The organism is Planotetraspora silvatica (assembly GCF_016863315.1).
GTDB lineage: Bacteria > Actinomycetota > Actinomycetes > Streptosporangiales > Streptosporangiaceae > Planotetraspora > Planotetraspora silvatica.
This window is the reverse complement of the sequence record NZ_BOOQ01000017.1, coordinates 77960-98344: the sequence shown is the minus strand read 5'-3', so window position 1 is coordinate 98344 and position 20385 is coordinate 77960. Positions and strand designations below refer to the sequence as shown.

The 20385-nt window shown below is 70.9% G+C and carries 21 protein-coding genes; 6 read left to right on the top strand and 15 right to left on the bottom strand.

Going from position 1 to position 20385, the window contains the following annotated elements; all coding sequences use genetic code 11:
* Positions 1-352: 352 nt before the first annotated feature.
* From Psi02_RS14610 to Psi02_RS14600, 3 genes are all read left to right on the top strand, one after another.
* Positions 353-892 (top strand): RNA polymerase sigma factor, encoded by a 540-nt coding sequence (locus tag Psi02_RS14610; protein WP_203974408.1) that lies wholly within the window; start codon positions 353-355, stop codon positions 890-892.
* Between the two features lie 122 nt (positions 893-1014).
* Positions 1015-1992 (top strand): hypothetical protein, encoded by a 978-nt coding sequence (locus Psi02_RS14605; RefSeq protein WP_203974406.1) that lies wholly within the window; start codon positions 1015-1017, stop codon positions 1990-1992.
* Between the two features lie 135 nt (positions 1993-2127).
* The gene (locus Psi02_RS14600; RefSeq protein ID WP_239094891.1) at positions 2128-2802 is read left to right on the top strand and encodes an endonuclease V; all 675 of its coding nucleotides are present in this window, start codon (positions 2128-2130) and stop codon (positions 2800-2802) included.
* Positions 2803-2852: 50 nt separating this feature from the next.
* Here Psi02_RS14600 and Psi02_RS14595 read toward each other — a convergent pair whose 3' ends face one another.
* Positions 2853-3200 carry an MmcQ/YjbR family DNA-binding protein gene (locus tag Psi02_RS14595; RefSeq protein ID WP_203974404.1) on the bottom strand — a complete coding sequence of 116 codons (348 nt, stop codon included), beginning with the start codon at positions 3198-3200 and terminating at the stop codon, positions 2853-2855.
* Positions 3197-3502: an MTH1187 family thiamine-binding protein gene (locus Psi02_RS14590; protein ID WP_275415195.1), complete on the bottom strand. Its 306-nt coding sequence runs from the start codon at positions 3500-3502 to the stop codon at positions 3197-3199. Before Psi02_RS14590 ends, Psi02_RS14595 begins: the two co-directional genes overlap by 4 nt.
* Before the next feature lie 180 nt (positions 3503-3682).
* Between Psi02_RS14590 and Psi02_RS14585 the strand changes: the two genes are divergently transcribed.
* Positions 3683-4867, top strand: a complete 1185-nt coding sequence (locus Psi02_RS14585) for an NAD(P)-binding domain-containing protein (RefSeq protein ID WP_203974402.1) — start codon at positions 3683-3685, stop codon at positions 4865-4867.
* A 14-nt stretch (positions 4868-4881) separates the two neighbouring features.
* Here the strand turns inward: Psi02_RS14585 and Psi02_RS14580 are convergent, their stop codons facing one another.
* Positions 4882-5826 (bottom strand): SDR family NAD(P)-dependent oxidoreductase, encoded by a 945-nt coding sequence (locus tag Psi02_RS14580; RefSeq protein WP_203974400.1) that lies wholly within the window; start codon positions 5824-5826, stop codon positions 4882-4884.
* Positions 5827-6006: 180 nt separating this feature from the next.
* On the opposite strand from Psi02_RS14580, the gene Psi02_RS14575 reads away from it, so the two are divergent.
* Entirely contained in the window at positions 6007-6585 is a 579-nt protein-coding gene (locus tag Psi02_RS14575; RefSeq protein ID WP_203974398.1) for a TetR/AcrR family transcriptional regulator, read from the top strand.
* A gap of 18 nt (positions 6586-6603) precedes the next feature.
* Here Psi02_RS14575 and Psi02_RS14570 read toward each other — a convergent pair whose 3' ends face one another.
* A complete protein-coding gene (locus tag Psi02_RS14570) occupies positions 6604-7650 on the bottom strand; it encodes a serine hydrolase domain-containing protein (protein ID WP_203974396.1) in 1047 nt (348 codons plus the stop codon).
* Between the two features lie 6 nt (positions 7651-7656).
* On the bottom strand, positions 7657-8574 hold the full coding sequence (gene murQ, locus Psi02_RS14565) for an N-acetylmuramic acid 6-phosphate etherase (RefSeq protein ID WP_203974395.1): 918 nt from the start codon (positions 8572-8574) through the stop codon (positions 7657-7659).
* Between the two features lie 32 nt (positions 8575-8606).
* Here murQ and Psi02_RS14560 point away from each other — a divergent pair, with 32 nt between their 5' ends.
* Positions 8607-9719 (top strand): exo-beta-N-acetylmuramidase NamZ family protein, encoded by a 1113-nt coding sequence (locus tag Psi02_RS14560; RefSeq protein ID WP_203974394.1) that lies wholly within the window; start codon positions 8607-8609, stop codon positions 9717-9719.
* A 2-nt stretch (positions 9720-9721) separates the two neighbouring features.
* Here the strand turns inward: Psi02_RS14560 and Psi02_RS14555 are convergent, their stop codons facing one another.
* The 10 genes from Psi02_RS14555 to Psi02_RS14510 all read right to left on the bottom strand — a co-directional run bounded on the left by Psi02_RS14555 (position 9722) and on the right by Psi02_RS14510 (position 20333).
* Positions 9722-10588: a GNAT family N-acetyltransferase gene (locus tag Psi02_RS14555; protein WP_203974393.1), complete on the bottom strand. Its 867-nt coding sequence runs from the start codon at positions 10586-10588 to the stop codon at positions 9722-9724.
* On the bottom strand, positions 10585-11607 hold the full coding sequence (locus Psi02_RS14550) for an ABC transporter ATP-binding protein (protein WP_203974392.1): 1023 nt from the start codon (positions 11605-11607) through the stop codon (positions 10585-10587). Before Psi02_RS14550 ends, Psi02_RS14555 begins: the two co-directional genes overlap by 4 nt.
* On the bottom strand, positions 11604-12614 hold the full coding sequence (locus tag Psi02_RS14545) for an ABC transporter ATP-binding protein (RefSeq protein WP_203974391.1): 1011 nt from the start codon (positions 12612-12614) through the stop codon (positions 11604-11606). The genes Psi02_RS14550 and Psi02_RS14545 overlap by 4 nt, the downstream gene beginning before the upstream one ends.
* 6 nt (positions 12615-12620) lie before the next feature.
* Entirely contained in the window at positions 12621-13532 is a 912-nt protein-coding gene (locus Psi02_RS14540; protein WP_203974390.1) for an ABC transporter permease, read from the bottom strand.
* On the bottom strand, positions 13529-14563 hold the full coding sequence (locus Psi02_RS14535; RefSeq protein WP_203974389.1) for an ABC transporter permease: 1035 nt from the start codon (positions 14561-14563) through the stop codon (positions 13529-13531). The genes Psi02_RS14540 and Psi02_RS14535 overlap by 4 nt, the downstream gene beginning before the upstream one ends.
* Positions 14560-16365, bottom strand: coding sequence for an ABC transporter substrate-binding protein (locus tag Psi02_RS14530; protein ID WP_203974388.1), 1806 nt, complete (start codon positions 16363-16365; stop codon positions 14560-14562). Before Psi02_RS14530 ends, Psi02_RS14535 begins: the two co-directional genes overlap by 4 nt.
* Before the next feature lie 87 nt (positions 16366-16452).
* The gene (locus Psi02_RS14525; protein ID WP_203974387.1) at positions 16453-17388 is read right to left on the bottom strand and encodes a MurR/RpiR family transcriptional regulator; all 936 of its coding nucleotides are present in this window, start codon (positions 17386-17388) and stop codon (positions 16453-16455) included.
* 79 nt (positions 17389-17467) lie between these two features.
* Positions 17468-18958 (bottom strand): glycoside hydrolase family 3 protein, encoded by a 1491-nt coding sequence (locus Psi02_RS14520; RefSeq protein ID WP_203974385.1) that lies wholly within the window; start codon positions 18956-18958, stop codon positions 17468-17470.
* Positions 18955-19977, bottom strand: coding sequence for an N-acetylglucosamine kinase (locus Psi02_RS14515; RefSeq protein ID WP_239094887.1), 1023 nt, complete (start codon positions 19975-19977; stop codon positions 18955-18957). Before Psi02_RS14515 ends, Psi02_RS14520 begins: the two co-directional genes overlap by 4 nt.
* A 131-nt stretch (positions 19978-20108) precedes the next feature.
* Positions 20109-20333, bottom strand: a complete 225-nt coding sequence (locus Psi02_RS14510) for a hypothetical protein (RefSeq protein ID WP_203956593.1) — start codon at positions 20331-20333, stop codon at positions 20109-20111.
* Between the last annotated feature and the right edge of the window lie 52 nt (positions 20334-20385).

Sequence of the window (20385 nt, the reverse complement as noted above, 5' to 3'; positions counted from 1 at the left end):
CCGGCCAGCCCCTCCGGAATCACCTGCCGCTCGACATTCACAGCGCCAAACTAACAACCCCCACCGACAAAAACTCGCACACATAAAGCATGAATCGGACATTCACTTCACTCACTAATTGGGATCTACACGAGAAGACCATTATCAAACGCCAGATCCCGTCTCACCCGAGATCCGATCCCTCTCCCGCCCATCTCCGGCGGTCTCGCTGCACGCGCGACCGAGCCGTCCCCGCATCACACTCTCGGAAGGCCGGATTCCACCGGAATATGCGTCTGAAAGACGTATGGAAGGGTGCTGACCGTAGGGGCAAGAAGGTGTGTCCTGTCCTTCCGGCAAGGGAGCCCCTTGCATGATCGCTGTCCCCGATGCCGTCTCGGTCGTCGATCCCGAGCGGTTCGGCACCGTCTTCGACGCGCATTACGAAGAGATCCGCCGCTACATCGGGCGGCGACTCGACCTCGACATCGCCGAGGACCTGGCTGCGGAGACCTTTTTGATCGCGTTCCGCCGACGCCACCGGTTCGACCCGCAGAAAGGCATGATCCGGCCCTGGTTGTACGGCATAGCCACCAATCTGATCGGCCGTCATCGGCGGAGCGAGTTGCGCCGCTACCGCGCGCTGGCCCGAACGGGGCCGCCGCCGGACGATGACCGCCACGACCAGCGGATCGTCGACCAGGTCAGCGCCGGGACGACGGTCGGCCGGCTCTCGGGGGCGCTGGCGAGTCTGTCCCCCGGCGAGCGAGACGTGGTCCTGCTCATCGCCTACAGCGGCCTGACCTACGACGAGGTCGCCGCGGCGCTCGAGATCGCCTACGGCACGGTGGCCTCGCGGCTCAACCGGGCCAGAACCAAGCTGAACGAGTCGTTGGGATGGGGCCCTGAATGAATGAGTTCAAGCTCATCGACACCGCCATGCCAGACGTACCTCCGTCCGATCCCGAGCAGACCGCCGAGGTCAGAGCCAGGGTGCTGAGGGACCCGCGGACGAGACGGCGGTTCGGGATGCCGGTGGCGGCGGCCCTGGCGGCGCTCGCCACGGTGGCGGTGATCGTCACGATCGTGGCGGTCCCTCGGCTGACGGGGCCGGTGCCGGCCTCTCCGGCGGACCGGTCGGAAGCTTCATCGGGGCGGTACTGGCGAGTGATCATGGAGGAGGACGGGTTCTCGCGGACAAAATCGAATTACTACGTGCGGCAGCGCATCAGCCACGTCCAATGGCGACGCACAGACCTCGTCGACGAAACAGCAGCATGGGGTCCTGAAGCGAACCTGGTGGACGAAAAGCGGTTCCTCAGTTTGGAACCGGCTACCGCCGCCGATCGGGAGGCGTGGAAGCGCGCGGGTTCCCCGGAGTTCTGCGAATATCCCATGAAATGCAGAGATGGCGACCTACGCGTCGGCCAGACCAAGTTCGACCTGCTGCTTGGGAGTTGGTTCTGGCAGAACGGTTTTTCCGGGCCTCCATTGACGAACCTGGAGTCCATGAAATTGCCCGGCGATCCCTCAACGCTTAGGTCCGCGCTCCTCCGTTTCTGGCCTGCGGGTGATCACCCGGAGAAAGCCTGGGACGTACCCGTGGAGGACACGCCGACCAAGGACGATTGGCTCTGGGGGACAAGCTCGGACATCCTCGCGCAGTTGCCGATCTCCTCGGCGACACGTGCCGCCTTCTATCGCATGCTCACCGAGCTTCCCGGTGCACGGGTCGTCCGTCGCTCAGGCACTGTGACGATCGCCCGGGCACTCCAGGACGGTTATCTCGAACAGCATGTCGTCTTCGACCCCGCTACGGGGAGGTTGTCGGCCATGAAGTATGTGCTGCTGAAACGAGACCCAGCGAGGACGGGTGGCGCGGCCGACTTCTCCAGCCTGCCGAAGGGCACTGTGATCGATCAGTTCACGTTCACGCAGATGGGCTGGACCAACGAGGGACCGGTGCTTCCCAAGGGCTGCACGCTCCGGGAGCAGCGGCCATGCGGCCCCTGAAACCCCGCATGCCGACGTAGGAACCCCACCGAACCGCCTCCGTGACAGGGCCCGGTGCGTTCGAATCCGATGAGCCACCCGGACCCGTCCGCGCTCTCGCCGAGGTGCCAGTGGTTATCGTCCTCGATTGTGAGAATGCGCCTGTCCATGACCATGCCCGCGACCGCTCGCGAGGCCGAGCTGATCCAGGAGGAGCTGCGGTCGCGGCTCGATCTCGTCGGGCCGGGTGAACGCCGTCCGGCGAGAGTGGCCGGCGTCGACGTCGCCTACGCCGATGATCGTCTCGCCGCCGCGGTCGTCATCCTCGACGGGGTCACGCTCCAGGTGCTCGACCAGGTCGCCGTGCCCGGGCGGGTCGCCTTCGACTATGTGCCGGGGCTGCTGGCCTTCCGAGAGCTGCCCAGCGTCATCCAGGCGCTGGAGCGGCTCTCCGTCACACCCGACCTGGTCGTCTGCGACGGGTACGGCATCGCCCACCCACGACGGTTCGGCCTCGCCTGCCATCTGGGCGTGCTCACCGGTCTGCCCGCCATCGGCGTCGCGAAGACGGCGTTCGTGGGCGCCTACGACGAGCCGGCGCACGAGAGAGGCGCCTGGAGCGATCTGTGCCTTGACGGCGACGTCGTCGGACGGGTGCTTCGGACGCAGGACGGCGTCAAGCCGGTCTTCGTCTCGGTCGGCCACGCCGTCGACCTGGACACCGCCTGCCACAACGTCTTGGCGCTCACTCCCCGCTATCGCCTTCCGGAGACGACGAGGGCCGCCGACCGGCTGTCACGGGAGGCACTCCGATCGACCTCCGGCATCTGATCGCCACAGGGAAACGGGTCCTTGATCGCTCAGCGGCCTTGCTGAGAGGGTCACCGAACCTCAGCGAGGTACGCGGCGGCGACCCGCTTCGGCACGACCATGCGCCACGCGTCGACGACGAGTTCCTCCATCTCGGCGTGGTCGAGCGCGGCGAGCCAGGCCCGGACCCAGTTGTAGCGCTCGTCCGAAGGGCGCGGCATGTGGAACTTGTCCGGCTCCGCGGCGATGATCGCGGCCCGCTCCTCCTTCGGGAACGCGAACCCCATCGACGTCTCGTCCGCGGAGATCGTCACGTAGACGATCCGGCCGACGCGGAACGTGACCCGGTCTCTGACCAGCTTCTCCTCGGTGCGCGGCAGGGCTGCGGCCACCTCGCGGATCTCGGCCGCGGTTGTCACGCCTCCTCCGCCAGGTGGCGTTCAATGGTGGCCACCTTCGCGTCGAGACGGCCGCCGCCCGAACGCGAGTCCGCCTTGAGAACCACGCTCACCCGGGGCGCCCGTGCCTCGACGGCGGCCACGGCGGCCGTGACGACCGCCAGGACCTCGTCCCAGCTCTCACCCTCGACCGTGGTGAACATGGCGTCCGTGCGGTTCGGCAGGCCGGACTCGCGCACGACGCGGACCGCCTCCGCCACCAGCTCTCCGACGTCCTCACCGGATCCGATCGGCGTGACGCTGAACGCCACCAGCACCGACATTGCTCCCCCTCACAGCTGCGACGCCGGGCCCCGTCCGAGCCCGGCATCCGCGAGCGTATCCCGGGCCACCGACAGAGCAACCGACAGCCACCGGCAGCCACTGGCGGAGCCGCTGCCCAGAGCTCCGGCAGGACTTACCCCGAGGGAAGCCGGACGCCCGGCGCGTTGTTGACCACGGCCGTGAGCACCACCGCAACCGGTCCGGCCGCGAGCATTCCCGTGACAGACGTCGACGTCGTCGTCATCGGAGCCGGCCAGGCCGGCCTGTCCAGCGCGTACTTCGTGCGCCGCTTCGGGCTCGGATTCGTGGTCCTGGACGCCGAGCCGGGACCCGGCGGCGCGTGGCGGCACCGGTCTCCGACGCTGACCATGGAGAAGATCCACGACATCTTCGACCTGCCCGGCGTTCACCGGACTCCTGAGGTCGATCCGGCTCTGCTCGCCGCCGACGTGGTGCCGGGGTACTTCGCCGACTACGAACGGCAGACGGGACTGCCCGTCCTGCGTCCCGTGAAGGTCCGTTCTGTTACCCGTCACGAGGACGGCAGGCTCCTGGTCGCCGCCGAAGAGTCGGGCGCCGAGCCGCAGCCGAGCCGCCGGGCGGCGGACGATCCGGGACACGACGCCAGGAGCCTCCCCGCGGACCTGGGCGCCGCCGTACCCCGCACGTGGGCGGCGCGCGCGGTGATCAACGCGACGGGCACCTGGAGCCGGCCGCACTGGCCCTACTATCCCGGCGCCGCGGACTTCCGGGGCAGGCAGTTGCACTACGCCGACTATCGGGGACCCGAGGAGTTCGCCGGGGCGAAGGTGGTCATCGTCGGCGGGGGTGCCTCCGCGACGCACGTGTTGTCCGAGGTCGCGGACGTCGCCGCGGAGACCATCTGGGTGACGCGAAGCCCGCTCGTCTTCCACGAAGGTGCGTACGGCGAGGACCGCCGGCGGGCGGCCGTCGCCCGGGTGGAGGAACGCGTGCGGGCGGGGCTGCCGCCGCAGAGTGTGGTGAGCGCCACCGGCCTCGCCTACACGAAGGTCATCAGGGACGCCATGGACAAGGGGGTGTTCAACCGGCTGCCCATGTTCAGCCGGATCACCCCTGACGGCGTCATGTGGGACGACGGCCGGGTGGCGGGCGCCGATGTGATCATCTGGGCGACCGGGTTCCGCTCGGCCATCGGCCATCTCGCGCCCCTCAAGCTGCGAGGCCCGGGTGGCGGCATCCAGATGGACGGCACCCGCGTGGTCGCGGAGCCTCGTCTCCACCTGGTCGGCTACGGCCCCTCGGCCAGCACGGTCGGGGCCAACCGCGCCGGCCGCGAGGCCGCTCAGCAGATCCGCCGCCTGCTGTCCCCCAAGGCCGCCTGACCCACGCCGGCGTCCTACGCGGCCAGGGCCTCGACGGAGACCTGCCAGAGCAAGGTGGCCGCCTCGCGGTCGAGCGCCCAGGCCGCGACGCCCCGCCGGGTGCCGGGCTGGTGCGGCTCCGCCTCGTTGCAGTCCTCGAAGTAACGGCCGCCGACGCCCTCGAGCAGAGGCGACGTCGCGAGGAGGACGGACGTCGCGGCGCCCTGCTCGGGCGTCTTCCACGAGACACCCGCGGCGCCGCTCTGGGAGCGCAGGCGCTCGAGTTCCTCGTCGGAGACGTACCGCTGGAGGTTGGTCCGGATCCCGCCCGGCATCAGCGCGTTGGCGGTGATGCCGTCGTCCGCCCACCGCCGGGTCGCCTCGACCGCCATCAGCACGTTGGCCGTCTTGGACTGCCCGTAGGCGGACCACGGCTCGTACTCCCGCTCCCGGAAGTGGATGTCCTCGAAGACGATCGGCGATCGCAGGTGCGCGCTCGAGCTGACGGCCACGACGCGGGCGCCTCCGGCCGCCGCGAGCGCCCGGTGCAGCCCGGTGGTGAGCGCGAAGTGGCCGAGGTGGTTGGTGGCGAACTGCAGCTCCCAGCCCTCCGGCGTGCGCATCTCGGGCGAGGCCATCATTCCGGCGTTGTTCACGAGAATGTGCAGCGGACCGTCCCACGCGGCGGTGAACGCCGCGACGGACGACTGGTCGGCGAGGTCCAGCCGCGCGACGAGGATCTGCTTGTTGCCGGTGGTCGCGACGATGTCCTCGGCCGTGCGCTCCCCCGCCGCGAGGTCGCGGACCGCCAGAGTCACCTCCGCGCCCGCTCCGGCGAGCGCCCGTGCGGTCTCGATGCCGATGCCGGAGGCCCCGCCGGTAACGATGACCCGGCGTCCGGTGAGGTCGATGCCGTCGACGACCTCGGCAGCGGTCGACTCGGCGGTGAACGGCGTGGTGATGCGTGTGGTCGCGGTCATTTTCGTTCCTGTCTCGCCACGATTGACGTCATGCCAGGGCATGCGCACCGGGGGCCCAGCCGGTACGCTGAAAACGGAGGAACCTCCGTTACGTGAAGACTCTAATCGGAGGAACCTCCGTTTAGCAAGTTGCGCCCGCCCGCAGGACAATGAGCTGCGAACGCCCGACGAGGAGGAAACGTGCCGCCCGCCCGACCGCTGCGCGCCGACGCCCAGCGCAACCGCGACCGCTTGCTGGAGGTCGCCGTGCGCGCGTTCTCCCAGGACGGCCCGGACGTGACGCTCGAAGCGATCGCGAAGGAGGCGGGCGTGGGCATCGGCACGCTCTACCGCCACTTCCCCACGCGGGAGGCCCTCGTCGAGGCGGCCTACCGCAACGAGCTCGCGAGGTTGTGCGACGCCGCCTCTGAACTCCTGGAGGTCAAGCCTCCTGACCAGGCCCTGCGCGACTGGATGGACCACTTCGTCGACTACATGGCGACCAAGCACGGGATGGCCGACGCGCTGCGTGCGGTCGTCGCCTCGGGCGGAAACCCGTACGCGCACAGCCGCGACCGGCTGATCGGCACGATCGGCGCTCTGCTCCAGGCCGGCGCCGGAGACGGGAGCGTGCGGGCCGACGTCCCGCCGGACGATGTGCTCGCGAGCCTGAGCGGCGTCTCCCTCACCACCAGTGCCCCCGAACGGCGCGAGCAGGCCCGCCGCCTGCTCGATCTGCTGATGGACGGCCTGCGCTACCGGGCTCCGAACGGGACCTGACACCCGGCGGGACCGCGATCAGGCCAGGAGAGCCTCGGCGGCGACCGCGTGGCGAAGATCCCGGATGCCGGGCCGTCCCCGCAGCGGATGGACGTTGTTGGTGAGCAGGACGACGGTCAGCCGGCGGCCGGGATCCACGACGAGCGACGTCCCGGTGAAGCCGGAGTGCCCCCACGCGTCCACGAGCGGGCCGACGATGGCCGGGTCGCCGATCCGCACGCCGAGCCCCTGGCGGAAGGCGCTGCCGGTGACACCGTGGTCGCGCGTCATCTCGGCCGCCGCCTCACGGGAGAGGAGTCCGCCGCCGCCGCGCAGCGCTTCGCAGAAACGGACCAGGTCCGCGGCCGTGGAGAACAGCCCCGCGTGCCCGGCTACGCCGCCGAGCGCGTGGGCGGTCTCGTCGTGCACCTCTCCCCTGACGCAGGCCGCCGCGGACTCCCCCAGCCGCGCCGCGCGCTCAGGCTTGTGCTCGGTCGCCACGATCCTCGGCAGCCATGCCGGGTCCGGCCGGTAGGCGGTGTCGGCGAGGCCGAGAGGCCCCGTGATCCGCTCCCGCACGAGCACGTCGAGAGGCGCGTCCCCGGCGATCTCGGCGATCCGCCCCGCCGTGATCATGCCGACGTCGGAGTAGACGTGCGTCCCGGACGGACCGGCAGCCGGGGTGGAGAGGATCGTGTCCCACCGGCGCTCGGGAGGTTCCGCCTCGACCCGCCGCCCAGGCGGCAGGCCCGCCGTATGGGTGATCAGGTGCCGGAGCGTGATCGCCGGCCGATCGCCGTAGTGATCCGGCAGCCATGTCGCCACCGGTTCGTCGATGGACACCCGGCCGTCGTCGGCGAGCGACAGCAGCACGACGGTCGTGAACAGCTTGGTGATCGAGGCGAGATCGAAGATCGAGTCGAGCGCGACCGGCGGGCGCTCCCGAGCCGGGGTCTGCGACGCGTCCGCGTAGCGCACCGCCTCTCCCACGGCCGCCTCGGCCGCGGTCCGCCCGTCCACGGCGATCACCGCGACAGCTGCGGACGCGACCTCCGGGACCGCCGCCCGGAGAATGTCCTCGAGCATGCGCCGTCAGTCGCCTTCCCGCGAGTCATCGGCGCCCAGCGCGGTGTCGAGCCTCCCGCCGCGGTCGGCGAGCAGCGCACGGGCCTGGCCTGCGGAGAAGCCGCACTGGATCATCACGACGGCGGTCTTCACGTCGTGGTCCGCACCTTCGAGGGCCTCGCGGGCGACGGAGATCTCGGCCCCCGTGACCTCCGCGACGATCCGCACCGCACGGTCGACGAGCTTCGAGTTGCTCGCCGACACCTCGATCATGCGATTGCCGTACGTCCGGCCGCACCTGATCATCGTGATCGTCGAGATCATGTTGAGGACCAGTTTCTGGGCCGTGCCCGCCTTGAGCCGGGTCGACCCGGTCACGATCTCCGGCCCCACGATCACTTCGACGGCGTGGTCCGCCTCCGCGCCGAGCGGCGTGCCCGTGTTGCAGGCCAGCGCCACCGTCAGGGCGCCGCGCCTGCGGGCCTCCGCGACCGCCGCCACCACGTACGGCGCGCGTCCGCTGGCGGAGATCCCCACGACCGAGTCTCCCGGGCCGACCCCCTTGGCCCGGATGGCCTCCGCTCCCGCCTCCGCGTCGTCCTCGGCGCCCTCGACGGATCGGGTCAGCGCGGGCTCGCCTCCCGCGATGATGCCCTGGACCAGGTCCGGGTCGGTGCCGAAGGTCGGCGGGCACTCCGAGGCGTCGAGCACCGCCAGCCGTCCCGACGTGCCGGCGCCCACGTAGAGCAGGCGGCCGCCCGCGGTGATCCGCGCGGCGATTCCGTCGACCGCGGCCGAGATCACCGGGACCGCCGTCGCCACGGCGGCGGGAACCGCGGCGTCGGCCTCGTTCATCAGCCGGGCGATCTCCTCCGTCGGAAGCGTGTCGATCCGGCTGTAGCGGGGATCGCTCTGTTCGGTGGCGAGAGCCGCAAGTGATTTCATCCTAAATATCCTATTTGGAGTATTTTATCCCGATGATTCGTGTCCGGACGGGGCTGGAAGAGCTGCTCGCGGCACCGCGGCCGGCGAGTCACGGCCGTGCGGGCCTCATCACCAACCCCACAGGAGTCCTGCCCGATCTGACCCCGTCGGCAACGGCCCTGCTGTCGGCCGGAATCCGGCTGACCACGCTCTTCAGCCCCGAACACGGCCTCCGGGGCACGGCGCAGGCGGGCGCGGGCGAGGGCGACTCGACCGATCCGGCGACCGGACTGCCGGTCATCGACACCTACCGGAGACCCCCCGACGAGCTCGCCGAGCTCGCGGCGGCCTCGGGTGTCGACGTGCTGGTGTTCGACGTGAGCGACATCGGCACGCGCTTCTACACCTACGTCTGGACGATGTACGACCTCATGGTCACCGCCGCCCGGCTGGGCCTGCGCTTCGTCGTGCTCGACCGGCCCAACCCGATCGGCGGCGTCGACGCCGAGGGGCCGCTGCTCGACCCGGCGAGCGCGAGCTTCCTGGGCCGCGCGCCCATCCCCGTACGGCACGGCCTGACACCCGGTGAGCTGGCACTGTTCGTCAACCGCACGATCGACGCGGACCTGCACGTGATCCCGCTCAGCGGCTGGCGGCGGGAATGGCACTTCGGCGAGACGGGCCTGCCCTGGGTGATGCCGTCGGCCAACATGCCCACGCTGGACACCGCGCTCGTCTACCCGGGGACGGGCCTGCTCGAGGGCACGAACGTCTCCGAGGGGCGCGGCACCACCCGGCCGTTCGAGCTGATCGGCGCGCCGTACGTGGACGGGCGTTTCGCGCCCGAGCTCAACGGCCTCGGGCTTGCGGGGGTGCGCTTCCGCGACACGTGGTTCACCCCCACGTTCGGCAAGCACGCGGGTCTGCAGGTGCGCGGCGTCCAGGCGCACGTCGGCGACCGGTCGGCGTTCCGGCCGGTGCTCACCGGGGTGTCGATGCTCCACTGCCTCCGCACGCTGTATCCGGGCGAGTTCGCCTGCGACCCGTTCCTCGACCTGCTGTGGGGCTCGGCCTCGCTGCGCGAGCACCTCGACGCGGGCCAAGACCCGCGCGGGCTCTGCTCGCCGGTCTCCTGGTTGGGCCAGGTGGAATTGCTCTACGACTGACATCAGCCGAGGGCGCGGCGATAGAGCCAGAAGACCCGCTCGACCCGCGCGCCGAACGCCAGAGAGTAGAACCGGACAGGGCCCACCCAGCCGATCTGAACCTGGCGCAGGCCCGCCGCCCTCTGCTCCGCCAGGCACCGCCTCGCGAGGACCCGGCCCACCCCGAGCCCCCGGGCCGCCTCGGCCGTGCCCATCGGGCCGAACCAGAGGGGGCGGGAGCCCCACGCGGCGAACCCGAGGATCTCCCCGTCGCGCGACGCGTAGTGGCAGCCCGTCGCCTGCTCGGCCTCCCAGGCCCACGCGTCGTTCCAGTGCCGGCGGGCGAAGGCGGCCACGGCCCCGCGCTCCCCGGCGGGCGCGGCATGGAGGGTCACCCCGGCCGAGGCCAGTCGTGCGGTGACCGCGTCGTCCTCGTCGAGCAGTCTCCCCATGGCCGAGACGTCGGCCGTCATGTTCCAGGCCACCCGATACCGGTCGTACCCGAGGCTCTCCGCCAGGCAGGCCGCCGGGGTGTAGCGCACGTCGATGCCCGGCCAGGCGTAGCACGGCGGGTTCCCGGCGAATCTGACCTCGGTGGCGCCTTCCGAGCGCAGCCACTCCTGCGCCTCCTCGGCGAGGCGGCGGCCGATTCCCCGGCCGCGGGCCGCGGGGTCGACGGCGATCAGGTCGAGGTGTCCCACACCGCCCTCGGACATGGAGGCGAACACGGCCCCGTCGAGGCCCGGAGTGGCGAGCACCGTCCACCGGCGCCCGGACGGCGGGGAGGCCAGCCGCCGCACCAGCAGAGGGGCGTCGGCGTCGGCCCAGAGGGCGGCCGCCGCGAGGTCCTCCACGCGGGCGCCGGGCGTCACCTGCCGGATGTCGGTCATGCCCCCACGCCCTGCGGGATCACGCTCCTGCGCCGCGGATGGAAGCAGGCGTGCAACTGCACGGTCGCCTCACCGCTCTCCCCGCCGTCGTGACCCAGAACCGGCCGCTCACTTTCGCAACGGGAGGTGCTGAAGGGACATCTGCGCGAGAAGAGGCAGCCCTCGTCCGTCTGCGCCTCGTCGAGCGCCTCGGTCGGCACGACCTGCTCGGCGCCCGGCCGTTCCAGCCCGTGCAGCACCGGGATCGCCGACAGCAGCGACTGCGTGTACGGATGCACGGGGTCGGCGATGATCGTCTCGGTCGGTCCCCGCTCGACGACCTGCCCGCGGTAGATCACGTAGAGCTCGCCCTCGTCCCCGACGTATCGGGCGGTGGCGATGTCATGGGTGATGAACAGCACGCTCACGCCGAGCCGCTCGCGCAGGTCGCGCAGGAGGCCGAGGATGCCGAGCCGCAACGACACGTCGATCATCGAGACGGCCTCGTCGGCCACGAGCATCTCGGGGTCCATGGTGAGCGCCCGCGCGATGACCACCCGCTGGCGCATCCCGCCGGACAACTGGTGCGGGTACCGCGGCAGCACGTAGCCGGGGTCGATCCCCACCAGGTCGAGCAACTCCTCCGCGCGGACGTCGACCCACGACTTCGAGCGTCCCGTCTGACGGGCGCGCAGCCGCAGCGGCGCCTCCAGGGTCTGGTGGATCGTGCGGGTGGGGTTGAGCGCCGAGTAGGGGTCCTGGTGGATCAGCTGGATCCGGCGGTAGTACGGCTGGCGGTTGCGGTGGGTCAGCGACGACATCGGGGTGCCGTCGATCACGATCTCACCGGAGTCGTAGGTCTCCAGACCGGCGATGATCCGGCCGAGGGTGGTCTTGCCGCAGCCCGACTCCCCGATGAAGGAGACCGCTCCGCCCTTCGGGATGGCGAAGTCGACCCCGCGCAGGGCCGGGACCTCACGTTTGCCGAGGACGTTCCCGCGCTGCTTGAACGTCTTGGTGATCGCAGTGCCCGTGATCACGCGTATTCCCTCCGCTTCACCGGCGCCGGCCGTCCAACGGCGTGGCAGGCGACCGTCCGCCCGTCATGGGTCACCGTCTCGGGCTCGACCGTCTCGCAGATCTCCATGCGCTTGTCGCAGCGCTCCCGGAACACGCATCCGGCGACAGGGAGGGTGCCGAGCGTGGGAGGCCTGCCGGGCAGCGCCCTGGCCAGCGAGATGTCCCCCGACAGGCGCGGGATCGCCCGGATCAGTCCCTGGGTGTAGGGGTGCCGGGGCGTGCCGAGCACCTCGGTGATCGGGCCGTGCTCGACCACGCGCCCGCCGTACATCACGGCGAGGTCGTCGGCCACCTCGGCGACCGCTCCGACGTCGTGGGTGATGACGAGTGTGGTGAGCGCCCGCTCCTCGTGGACCTCCCTGATGATCCGCAGGATCGTCGCCTGCGTGATCATGTCGAGTGCCGTCGTGGGTTCGTCGAGCACGACCACCTGGGCGTTCAGCACGAGCGCGAGCATGATGCCGACGCGCTGGCGCATCCCGCCCGACAGTTCGTGCTGGTGGGAGTCGAGCACGCGGGCCCCGTCGAGGCCCATCCGGGCAAGGAGCGCCTTCGCGTCGGCCACCAGCGCACGCAGGTCGTCCACGTCGTGCGAACGGCCGAGGTCGAGCAGTTGCTTGCCGATGGTCTTCAGCGGGTTGAGGGAGCTCTGCGCGGCCTGGAAGACATAGCCGACCTTGCGTCCGCGGGTGCGGCGCAGGTCCTCGCCACCGAGGTGGAGGACGTCCCCGAGCCCGTCGATCTCGACGCTGCCCGCGGCGATCCTGCCGGGCGGCTGCACGGCGTTGAGCAGGGAGAGCGCCAGGGTCGACTTCCCGGAGCCCGACTCCCCGACGACGCCGGTGATCGTGCCCGGGTTGAGTGTGAGGCTCACGCCGGAGACCGCCGGCAACTCGCCCGCCGGCGTCTTGTAGACCACGGTGAGGTCGCGGATGCGTACCTCTGGCGCGGCGGAATCTCTGGTCAAGCGGGGTCACTCCTCACGCAGGCGGGGATTGAAGATCTCGTCCATCGCGTCCACGATCAGCACGATGCCCAGCGTGAGCAGCAGGATCGCGAGCAGCGGCGCCAGCAGGTACGGCAGCGCCGCGGGGGTCGTGAGCGCCCCGCCGCTGAAGACGGCGAGGTTCAGCATCACGCCCCAGTTGTTGGCGTCGAAGGGCAGGACGCCGAGGAAGAACAGGCCCACCTGGGCGTAGACCGCGCCGGTCACCGCGATCAGCATGTTCATCGCGATGTAGGGCGCCATGCTGGGCAGCAGTTCACGCCCGATGATGTGCCTCGTGGGCAGGCCGAGCCCTCTCGCCGCCTCGATGAAGCCCCGCTCCCGCAACGACAGCGTCTGGGACCGTACGGCACGGGCGACGCCGCCCCACCCGAGCAACCCGAGGACCAGGCCCATCTCGATCGGGCTGGTGAACTTCCACACGGTCGACAGGACGAGCAGCAGGGGCAGTCCGGGGATCGCGAGGTTCAGGTCGGTGAGCCGCATGAGCGCGCTGTCCCACCTGCCCCGCCTGAACCCGGCGAACAGCCCGATGGCGGTGCCGAGCGCGACGGTGATGACCGCCGTGGCGAGGCCGGTGAGCAGGACGTAACGTGCGCCGGTGATGACGAGCGCGAGAACGTCGGTGCCCTCGAAGTCCGTGCCGAACAGGTGCTGGAGGCTCGGCGGCGCGTAGAGCGCGTTGTCGTCCCGCGGCAGGTTGGCGGGGTAGAGCAGCGGCCCGACGACGCCCATGACGGCGAATCCGAGGACGATGACCACGCCCGCCATGCGGCTCGGCTTGCGGCACAGCACCCGCCACACCCCGCGCCAGAAGTTGCGGCGCAGTGTCGCGCGGGTGGTGCCTGCGGTCATCTCGGGGATGACGGTGACGGTCATGCCGCCTCCCCGCTCCTGACCCGCGGGTCGATCGCCGTGTACAGCAGGTCGGCGACGATGTTGGCCACGACGATGCCCACCGTGATCACCAGGAACGTCCCGCCCATAAGCGCGTAGTCACGGGTGCTGATGCTGTTGACGAGCAGCAGCCCGAGCCCGGGATAGTTGAAGATCTCCTCGATGAAGATCGATCCGCCGAACAACATGCCGATCGACAGGGCGAGGATGGTGAACAGCGGCAGGATCGCGTTGCGCGCCAGGTAGCGGAACACGATGCCGCGTTTCAGGCCGCGCAACTCGGCCGCCAGGATGAAGTCGTCGCCGAGCACGGCGACCACGTTCGACTTCATCGCCAGGATCCAGCCTCCGTAGCTCGCGAGCGTGTACGTCACGACGGGCAGCACGGCGTGGTGGATCAGCGAGCCGATGTAGCCCGCGTTCAGCCCCGGGACGAACGCCACGTCCACCGGCCCTCCTGACGGCAGGATCGGCCACAGCGTCGTGAAGATCGCCGTGAGCAGGAGCCCGATGACGTACACCGGGATGCCGTGGAGCAGCGAGCCGGACAGCGCGAGCAGGTCGCCGAGCTTGCCGGATCGCTTGATCGCCGCGTAGACGCCCATGATCACGCCGAGCAGGAAGCTCAGCAGGGTGCCCGCGAGGACGGGCAGCACGGTCCAGCGCGCGGCGGAACCGATCAGGCTGGTCACCGCGACGCCGGGCGTGCTCAGCGAACGTCCCAGGTCGAAGTGGAGCAGCGACCACATGTACCCGACGTACTGGTCCCACAGGCTGCCCGTCGGGAGGAACCCGTACAGCACGGCCGTGGCCCGTTCCGCCTGGTCCGGCGACATGCCCTTCTGCAGGAGGCTCTCGTACATCCCCTGGACGGGGTCGCCGGGGATCTCCCTGATGATGACGAAGCTGATCGTCGCGACGACCCAGATCATGACCAGTCCGCGGACGACGTGCCCCGTCACCCGGCGGGCGAGGGCGGTTCCCCGCGGACGGTCCCGCACCGCTTTCGTCATGCCTGCCTCTTCCTGATCATGCCGAGCTGCATCCACACGCCCGACGACAGCCGCAGCGCCTCGCTGTCGTCCGGGGGGAAGCCCGTGTACCGGGATGTGTTCACGAACTGGGTGTTCACGTAGTCCCACAGCTGGATCACCGGCAGCTGCTCGTTGGACACCTTCGCCAGCGTGCCGACGATCTGCTTCTGCTCTCCGGCCGAGGCGAAGCTGAGCCTGCTGGTGAGCGCGCCGGGATCGACCCGGCCCGCGCCGGTGACGTCGACCGTCTCCGGGCCGCCCATCCAGTTGCCCTCGGTGCCCGGCGCGACGTGTTCGAGCCGGCCACCGAACATCTGCCAGCCGTTCGCCTGTCCGTACAGGCGCTGGTAGATGTTGTACGGCGAGGGCCCGAGGCCCATCAGCCAGAAACCAACATCGTACTTCCCTGCCGCCAACTCACTGAGATAGAGGGTGTAGTCGGCGGCGGTGACGACCGTCGCGTCGACCCCGTGGTCGGTGAGCTGACTGCTGATCGACTTGGCCGCGGAGATCCAGTCGGAGAACGACGCGGGCACGTGGATCTCCACCTTCCACGGCTTGCCGTCGGGCAGCGCCCACTTGTTCCCCCGGCGCGTCATCCCCGCCGCCTTGAGCTCCGCCGCGGCCTTGGCCGGGTCGAGCCGGTAGGGGTCGAGGCCGGAGAACGCCGACCCCAGCCAGACCTTGGCCGCCTCGGCGTGGATGCCCGACGTCGTGAGGGAGGGCGTCCCTCCCTCGGGTGCGGCGATCTTCGTCACCTGCGCCCGGTCGATCAGGTAGGCCAGCGCCCGGCGCACGTGCACGTTGTCGTACGGCTTGCGCGCCTGGTTGAACGCCAGGGACGTGGAGACGGGCGAGAAGCCCTTGATGACCTGGCTGCCCTTGACCGCGCGGATGCGGTCCAGGACGGCCGACGGCACGGACGTGAAGGGCGCGTTGTCGAGTTTCCCGGCGATCAGGTAGTTCCAGATCTGCTGGTTGCCCGTGTAGTTGAGCAGCTCGACCTTGTCGGGGCCGATCAGTTTGCTGTCGTAGAAGTACGGGTTGCGCTTGAGCAGCGCCGCGCCGGGGTTGATCCGCTCCAGCACGAACGGCCCCGCGGACACGTCCTGGCGCGGCGCGAATCCGATGACCTTGTCGGCCAGGCCGGTGATCTCGGTCTTCGCCCGCTCGGCGGGCTTGCCCTTCCCGTCCTGGGCGAGCTTGAGCTTCTGCCAGAAGTCGCGGGGCAGTAGCGAGCCGTAGACGTGGGCGGGCACGACGACGGTCGACAGCAGGTTGCTGAGGAACGTGTTGCTCTTGTTCGCGCCCTGGGTGATCCGGATCGTCGTGGGGTCCACCACCTGGATGGTGGCCGCGGCGCCCGCCGCCTTGGGGTCGAGCGCGTAGGCCGTGCCGCCCTGGGTGTAGGCGAGGCCGATCGAGACCCGGATGTCCTCACTGGTCACCGGCTTGCCGTCCGACCAGCGGGCGTTCGGCTGCAGGTGGATCACGACCTCCGACTGGTCGGGGGACGACGTCCAGCTCCGCGCGATCGCGGGATAGAACTGGTTCGGGTCGATCGGGTCGTTCTTCGGCCAGGCCAGCGCCATCCCGTTGTAGCCGTCGAAGACAGAGCCCACGGGGTTGAAGGGGTTGATCGGCGCGCTCGCGTTGATCTGCTTGTCGCCGTCGATCGTGGTGTAGATCCCCCCCTGCCCTGCATTCTCCTGGCCGGTACTTCCACACGCGGTGGCGGTGGCGATCGACGCCAGAGCCGCGATCGCCGCGAGTCGCTTCATGGGCTGCTCCTGGTTCCCGGTTGCCTGGACAATACGGGCGCCCGGCGGCAGCGTCAATTTTTTCCGTCTATGGAGACAGTCGTGAAGTTAATTTTTACCTAGGCCGTCCACCTGCGGAGACGTCTGACGATGGCGGTGCCGGGTGTCGTCGAGGAACCGGTCCAGCGCTCCCTTGGTGGCCCGCAGGGCGCCCTCTGAGGCCTCGAAGGTGCGCTGCGCGACGCCCACGAAGACGCAGTCGACGATGAGCAACTGGCTGATGCGGCTGGCGAGCGCGCCCGGCCGGAAGGCCGTCTCCCGGCCGGCCGACACGAGCACGTGATCGGCCGTCTCCGCGAGCGAGGAACGGGGGTTGTTGGTGATCGCGACCGTCGCCGCCCCCGCCCGCCGGGCCGTCCGCATCGGCTCCAGCACGTCGGGCGTCTCCCCGGTGCAGCTCACGCCGATCGACACGTCGGAGGGCCCGGCCACGGCGGCCGCCGTGAGAGCGAGGTGGACGTCGGTGAAGGCGTGCGCGGAGACGCCGATGCGCAGGAGTTTCTGCGCCATGTCGGCGGCGACCAGGCCCGACGCCCCCACACCGAACACGCTCACCCGCCGGGCGTCCGCGACGGCCGTGACCACCGGGCCCAGCCGTTCCGGGCTGAGCTGCGCCGCGGTGTCCGCCAGCGCCTCCGACTCCGCCCTCGTGACCTTGGCGATGACGTCGGCGAGCGGGTCGTCGGGGGCGAGGTCGCCCGGCACCAGTCGTTCCGGCCGTCCGTGCGCGGACGCGGCGGCCAGGGCCAGGCGCAGCTGGGAGTAGCCCGTGAACCCGAGGGCGCGGGCGGTCCGCACGATCGTCGCCTGGCTGGTGCCCGAGGCCTCGCTCAGCTCGGTGATCGTGCTTCCCGCGACCGTGGCCGGGTCGTCGAGGATCAGCCTGGCGATCGAGCGCCCGGCCGGGGTGAGGGAGGGCAGCACCGCGCGCACCGTGGCGACGAGGTTCGCGGACACGGGCCCGCCTGATGAGGGCTCCTTCATGAGGCTCCTTCTGGGGGAGGTGAAACGGGGAAACGCGGGTGGGGAGGCCGTTCCGGGGAGGTTCGAGGGGCTCCGATCGTCAGGCGTGCTCCTGCGTCCGGATGGCGGTCAGCCGGCGGGCGGCCGCGCGCGCCGACACCGTGGAACCGCCGTGGGTGGCAAGGTACACGGCCCCCGCGGGTGTGCCCGGCACGCCCGTCTCGACCACCACGGCGTCGGGCCGCACCTCCAGGGCTCGCGCCAGCAGCCGCTGGATCCAGTCGTGCCGGGTGGCGTCGCGTACCACGACGACGACCGGGCGGCGGAGATCGGTGAGGTCGGGGAGATCCTCTCCCTCGGCGACCTCCGCCACGACGGTCCCCGGCATGATCTCCCCGATCGCGGCGCCGACGCCCACCGCCGTGGCCCGGCCCACGGCCTGGGACGGGCGGGTGGTCATCTCCACGACCAGCGGGGCGACCCGCAGCATCGGGCGGCCGGGGGTTCCGATCACGCGCAGGGCGGCCGTCGCGGTCTTCAGGCCGACGCCCTCGTCGGCGTCGCGGGCGGCCGCGGCCCTGGCCGGGGCCTGCTCCGCGTGCCATCGGGCGAGTTCGAGCACCCGGCCCGCCGCCTCGGCCAGGCGGGCTTCGGGCACGCGGCCCTCCCGTACGGCGGAGACGATCGCGTCGCGGAGTGCGTAAACGCTCTCTCCACCGGGTGAGGAGACGCCGACGCAGATCGCGTCGGCGCCGGCCGCGAGGGCGTGGACGGTGATCTCCTCGGGAGTCTGCAGCGCGGCGACCGCGCGCATCTCGATGGCGTCGGTGACGGTCAGCCCCCCGAACCCGAGCTCCTCCCGGAGCAGTCCGGTCAGCACGGCACGGCTCAGCGTGACCGGAGAGCGGTCCAGGGCGGGCACGAGCAGGTGGCCGCACATGATCGCGCGCACGCCCGCCTTGATCGCGGCACGGAAGGGCGGCAGGTCCCGCCGTTCGAGGACCTCCCGGGACGCGCGGACCTCGGGCAGGGCCAGATGGGAGTCGGTCACGGTGTCCCCGTGACCGGGGAAATGTTTCGCGCAGGCGGCCACGCCCGCCCCCTGGAGCCCCTCGATCCACGCCACGGCGTGCCGCCGGACCCGCTCGGGATCCGACCCGAAGGACCTGACGCCGATCACGGGGTTGCGGGGATCGGCGTTGACGTCGACGACGGGCGCGTAGTCCATCGTGATGTCCGCCGCGCCGAGCATGCGCCCGATCTGCCGGGCGACCCGTGCGGTCGCCCGCACGTCGTCGGCGACGCCGAGGGCGAGGTTGCCCGGCCATGAGCTGCCGGTCCGCGCCTCCAGTCGGGTGATCGCGCCCCCCTCCTCGTCGACCGCGACGATCACGCCCGGGTTCTCCTCGCGCATCGCCGCGACCAGTTCGGCGGTCTGTGCCGGGCCGGCGAGGTTGCGGGTGAACAGGACCGCGCCGCCCAGACCTTCGGCGAGGGCCCGGCGCAGCCAGTCCGGCGGGGCCGTCCCCTCGAAGCCGGGCTGGAGCACGGTCATCGCCAGCCGGCAGAGCTCGCGGGAGCGTGTCCTCATCGTTCCTCCGAAACCGGCACCCGGTCGAGCAGCCGCAGGTGCGCCTGATGCGCCCGGTCCGGCGGCAGGGCCGCCCGGATCGCCAGCGCCGCCGCACCGGCGGCGCCGTCCCGTGCGGGCGTCCACGGAACCCGATCCCCCAGCGCGGCGTGCACCCTGCGTGCCAGCTCCGTCGGCTCGGTCAGCAGCGAGCCCGCCAGCACCAGCGGGCCGCCGTACCCCTCTGCGTCGCCTTCGCCGTCTCGTGGGTCCCTGGCGGCCACCTTCGCCGTACGGCTCAGCCGGCGCGCGGCCTCGTCGAGGATGTCCCCGGCGACGGGGTCGCCCCGCCGGGCGGCGTCGTCGACCACGGGGGCCAGCGTGCCCAGCCAGGCCGCGCCCGCCGAGTCCACCTGCTCGTAGACGGCCGAGACGAGTTGCCGGGTGAGTTGCCGGCAGATCTCCGGGGAGAGTTCACCGGCCGGGGCGGCCCGGCCGAGGACCGCCGCCGCTACGAGGTCGACCAGCAGGGTGGGCGGGGTCCTGCCGTCGAGGGCCGTGAGCGCCCGGGTGAGGGCATGGCGCCCGATCCAGACTCCGGAGCCCTCGTCGCCGAGCAGCCAGCCGAGCCCGTCGGCACGCCGCACGACCTCTCGTCCCCGGATTCTGGCCGCCATCGCCCCGGTGCCGGCGACCAGCACGGTGCCGTCAGGGTCGGGGGTGGCGCCGCAGAAGGCGACGAGCACGTCGGGCACCACCACGGGAAGGCCGGCCAGCCCGGCAGCGCGCCAGGCCTGGACGGCCGGCGTCTCGGCGCGGGCGACCCCCGCGAGTCCGAAGACGCCACCGGCGACCCGTGACCGGTCGAGGCCCTCCAGCGCGGCGGTCAGCGCCGTCAGCAGGCTGGCGGCCGGGTCGGGCGCGGACAGCACGTTGGCTCCGCCCGACCGTCCGCGCCCGGCGACCTCTCCGGTCTCCCCGGCCACGGCACATCGGGTGCTCGTACCGCCACCGTCCACCCCGACGAACAGAGCCGTCACGACCGCCCCTTGCGTAGATACCTTCCAACAAGTTACAAGAGAGCGAAGATTTTCTACAACGAGCAACGAGTGCTGTGACGGGGGCGCCCGTCCCGCGGACCCCGGCGGGGACCCGCGGGATCGCGCGAGGACTACCTGGAGTTGTCGGCCAGGTCCGCCAGGTCCGCCGCCATCCGGAAGAGCCTGTTGCGGCCCAGATCGCCGATCGTCTTGATGTTGAAGGCCTGCTTGAGGAGCTCGGCGTCCTTCTCGGTGATGCCCGCCATCGCATGAACCGGGGCCTTGAGCAGCTCGGCCAGGCTCATGTTCTCGTACTTCCGATCGAGCAGCTTCGCCAGATCCGCTGTCACAGTCATGGGTCCCCCCCTCGACACGGGCCAAGGGCCCGTACTTCGGGGGTGCCCAAAC

Bases quoted from the DNA above. Each gene is read 5' to 3' on its own strand.
- Psi02_RS14610 (WP_203974408.1), top strand. From the start codon at position 353: ATGATCGCTGTCCCCGATGCCGTCTCGGTCGTCGATCCCGAGCGGTTC.
- Psi02_RS14600 (WP_239094891.1), top strand. From the start codon at position 2,128: ATGCGCCTGTCCATGACCATGCCCGCGACCGCTCGCGAGGCCGAGCTG.
- Psi02_RS14590 (WP_275415195.1), bottom strand. From the start codon at position 3,502: ATGTCGGTGCTGGTGGCGTTCAGCGTCACGCCGATCGGATCCGGTGAG.
- Psi02_RS14580 (WP_203974400.1), bottom strand. From the start codon at position 5,826: ATGACCGCGACCACACGCATCACCACGCCGTTCACCGCCGAGTCGACC.
- Psi02_RS14570 (WP_203974396.1), bottom strand. From the start codon at position 7,650: ATGCTCGAGGACATTCTCCGGGCGGCGGTCCCGGAGGTCGCGTCCGCA.
- murQ (WP_203974395.1), bottom strand. From the start codon at position 8,574: ATGAAATCACTTGCGGCTCTCGCCACCGAACAGAGCGATCCCCGCTAC.
- Psi02_RS14560 (WP_203974394.1), top strand. From the start codon at position 8,607: ATGATTCGTGTCCGGACGGGGCTGGAAGAGCTGCTCGCGGCACCGCGG.
- Psi02_RS14555 (WP_203974393.1), bottom strand. From the start codon at position 10,588: ATGACCGACATCCGGCAGGTGACGCCCGGCGCCCGCGTGGAGGACCTC.
- Psi02_RS14540 (WP_203974390.1), bottom strand. From the start codon at position 13,532: ATGACCGTCACCGTCATCCCCGAGATGACCGCAGGCACCACCCGCGCG.
- Psi02_RS14535 (WP_203974389.1), bottom strand. From the start codon at position 14,563: ATGACGAAAGCGGTGCGGGACCGTCCGCGGGGAACCGCCCTCGCCCGC.
- Psi02_RS14530 (WP_203974388.1), bottom strand. From the start codon at position 16,365: ATGAAGCGACTCGCGGCGATCGCGGCTCTGGCGTCGATCGCCACCGCC.
- Psi02_RS14525 (WP_203974387.1), bottom strand. From the start codon at position 17,388: ATGAAGGAGCCCTCATCAGGCGGGCCCGTGTCCGCGAACCTCGTCGCC.
- Psi02_RS14520 (WP_203974385.1), bottom strand. From the start codon at position 18,958: ATGAGGACACGCTCCCGCGAGCTCTGCCGGCTGGCGATGACCGTGCTC.
- Psi02_RS14510 (WP_203956593.1), bottom strand. From the start codon at position 20,333: ATGACTGTGACAGCGGATCTGGCGAAGCTGCTCGATCGGAAGTACGAG.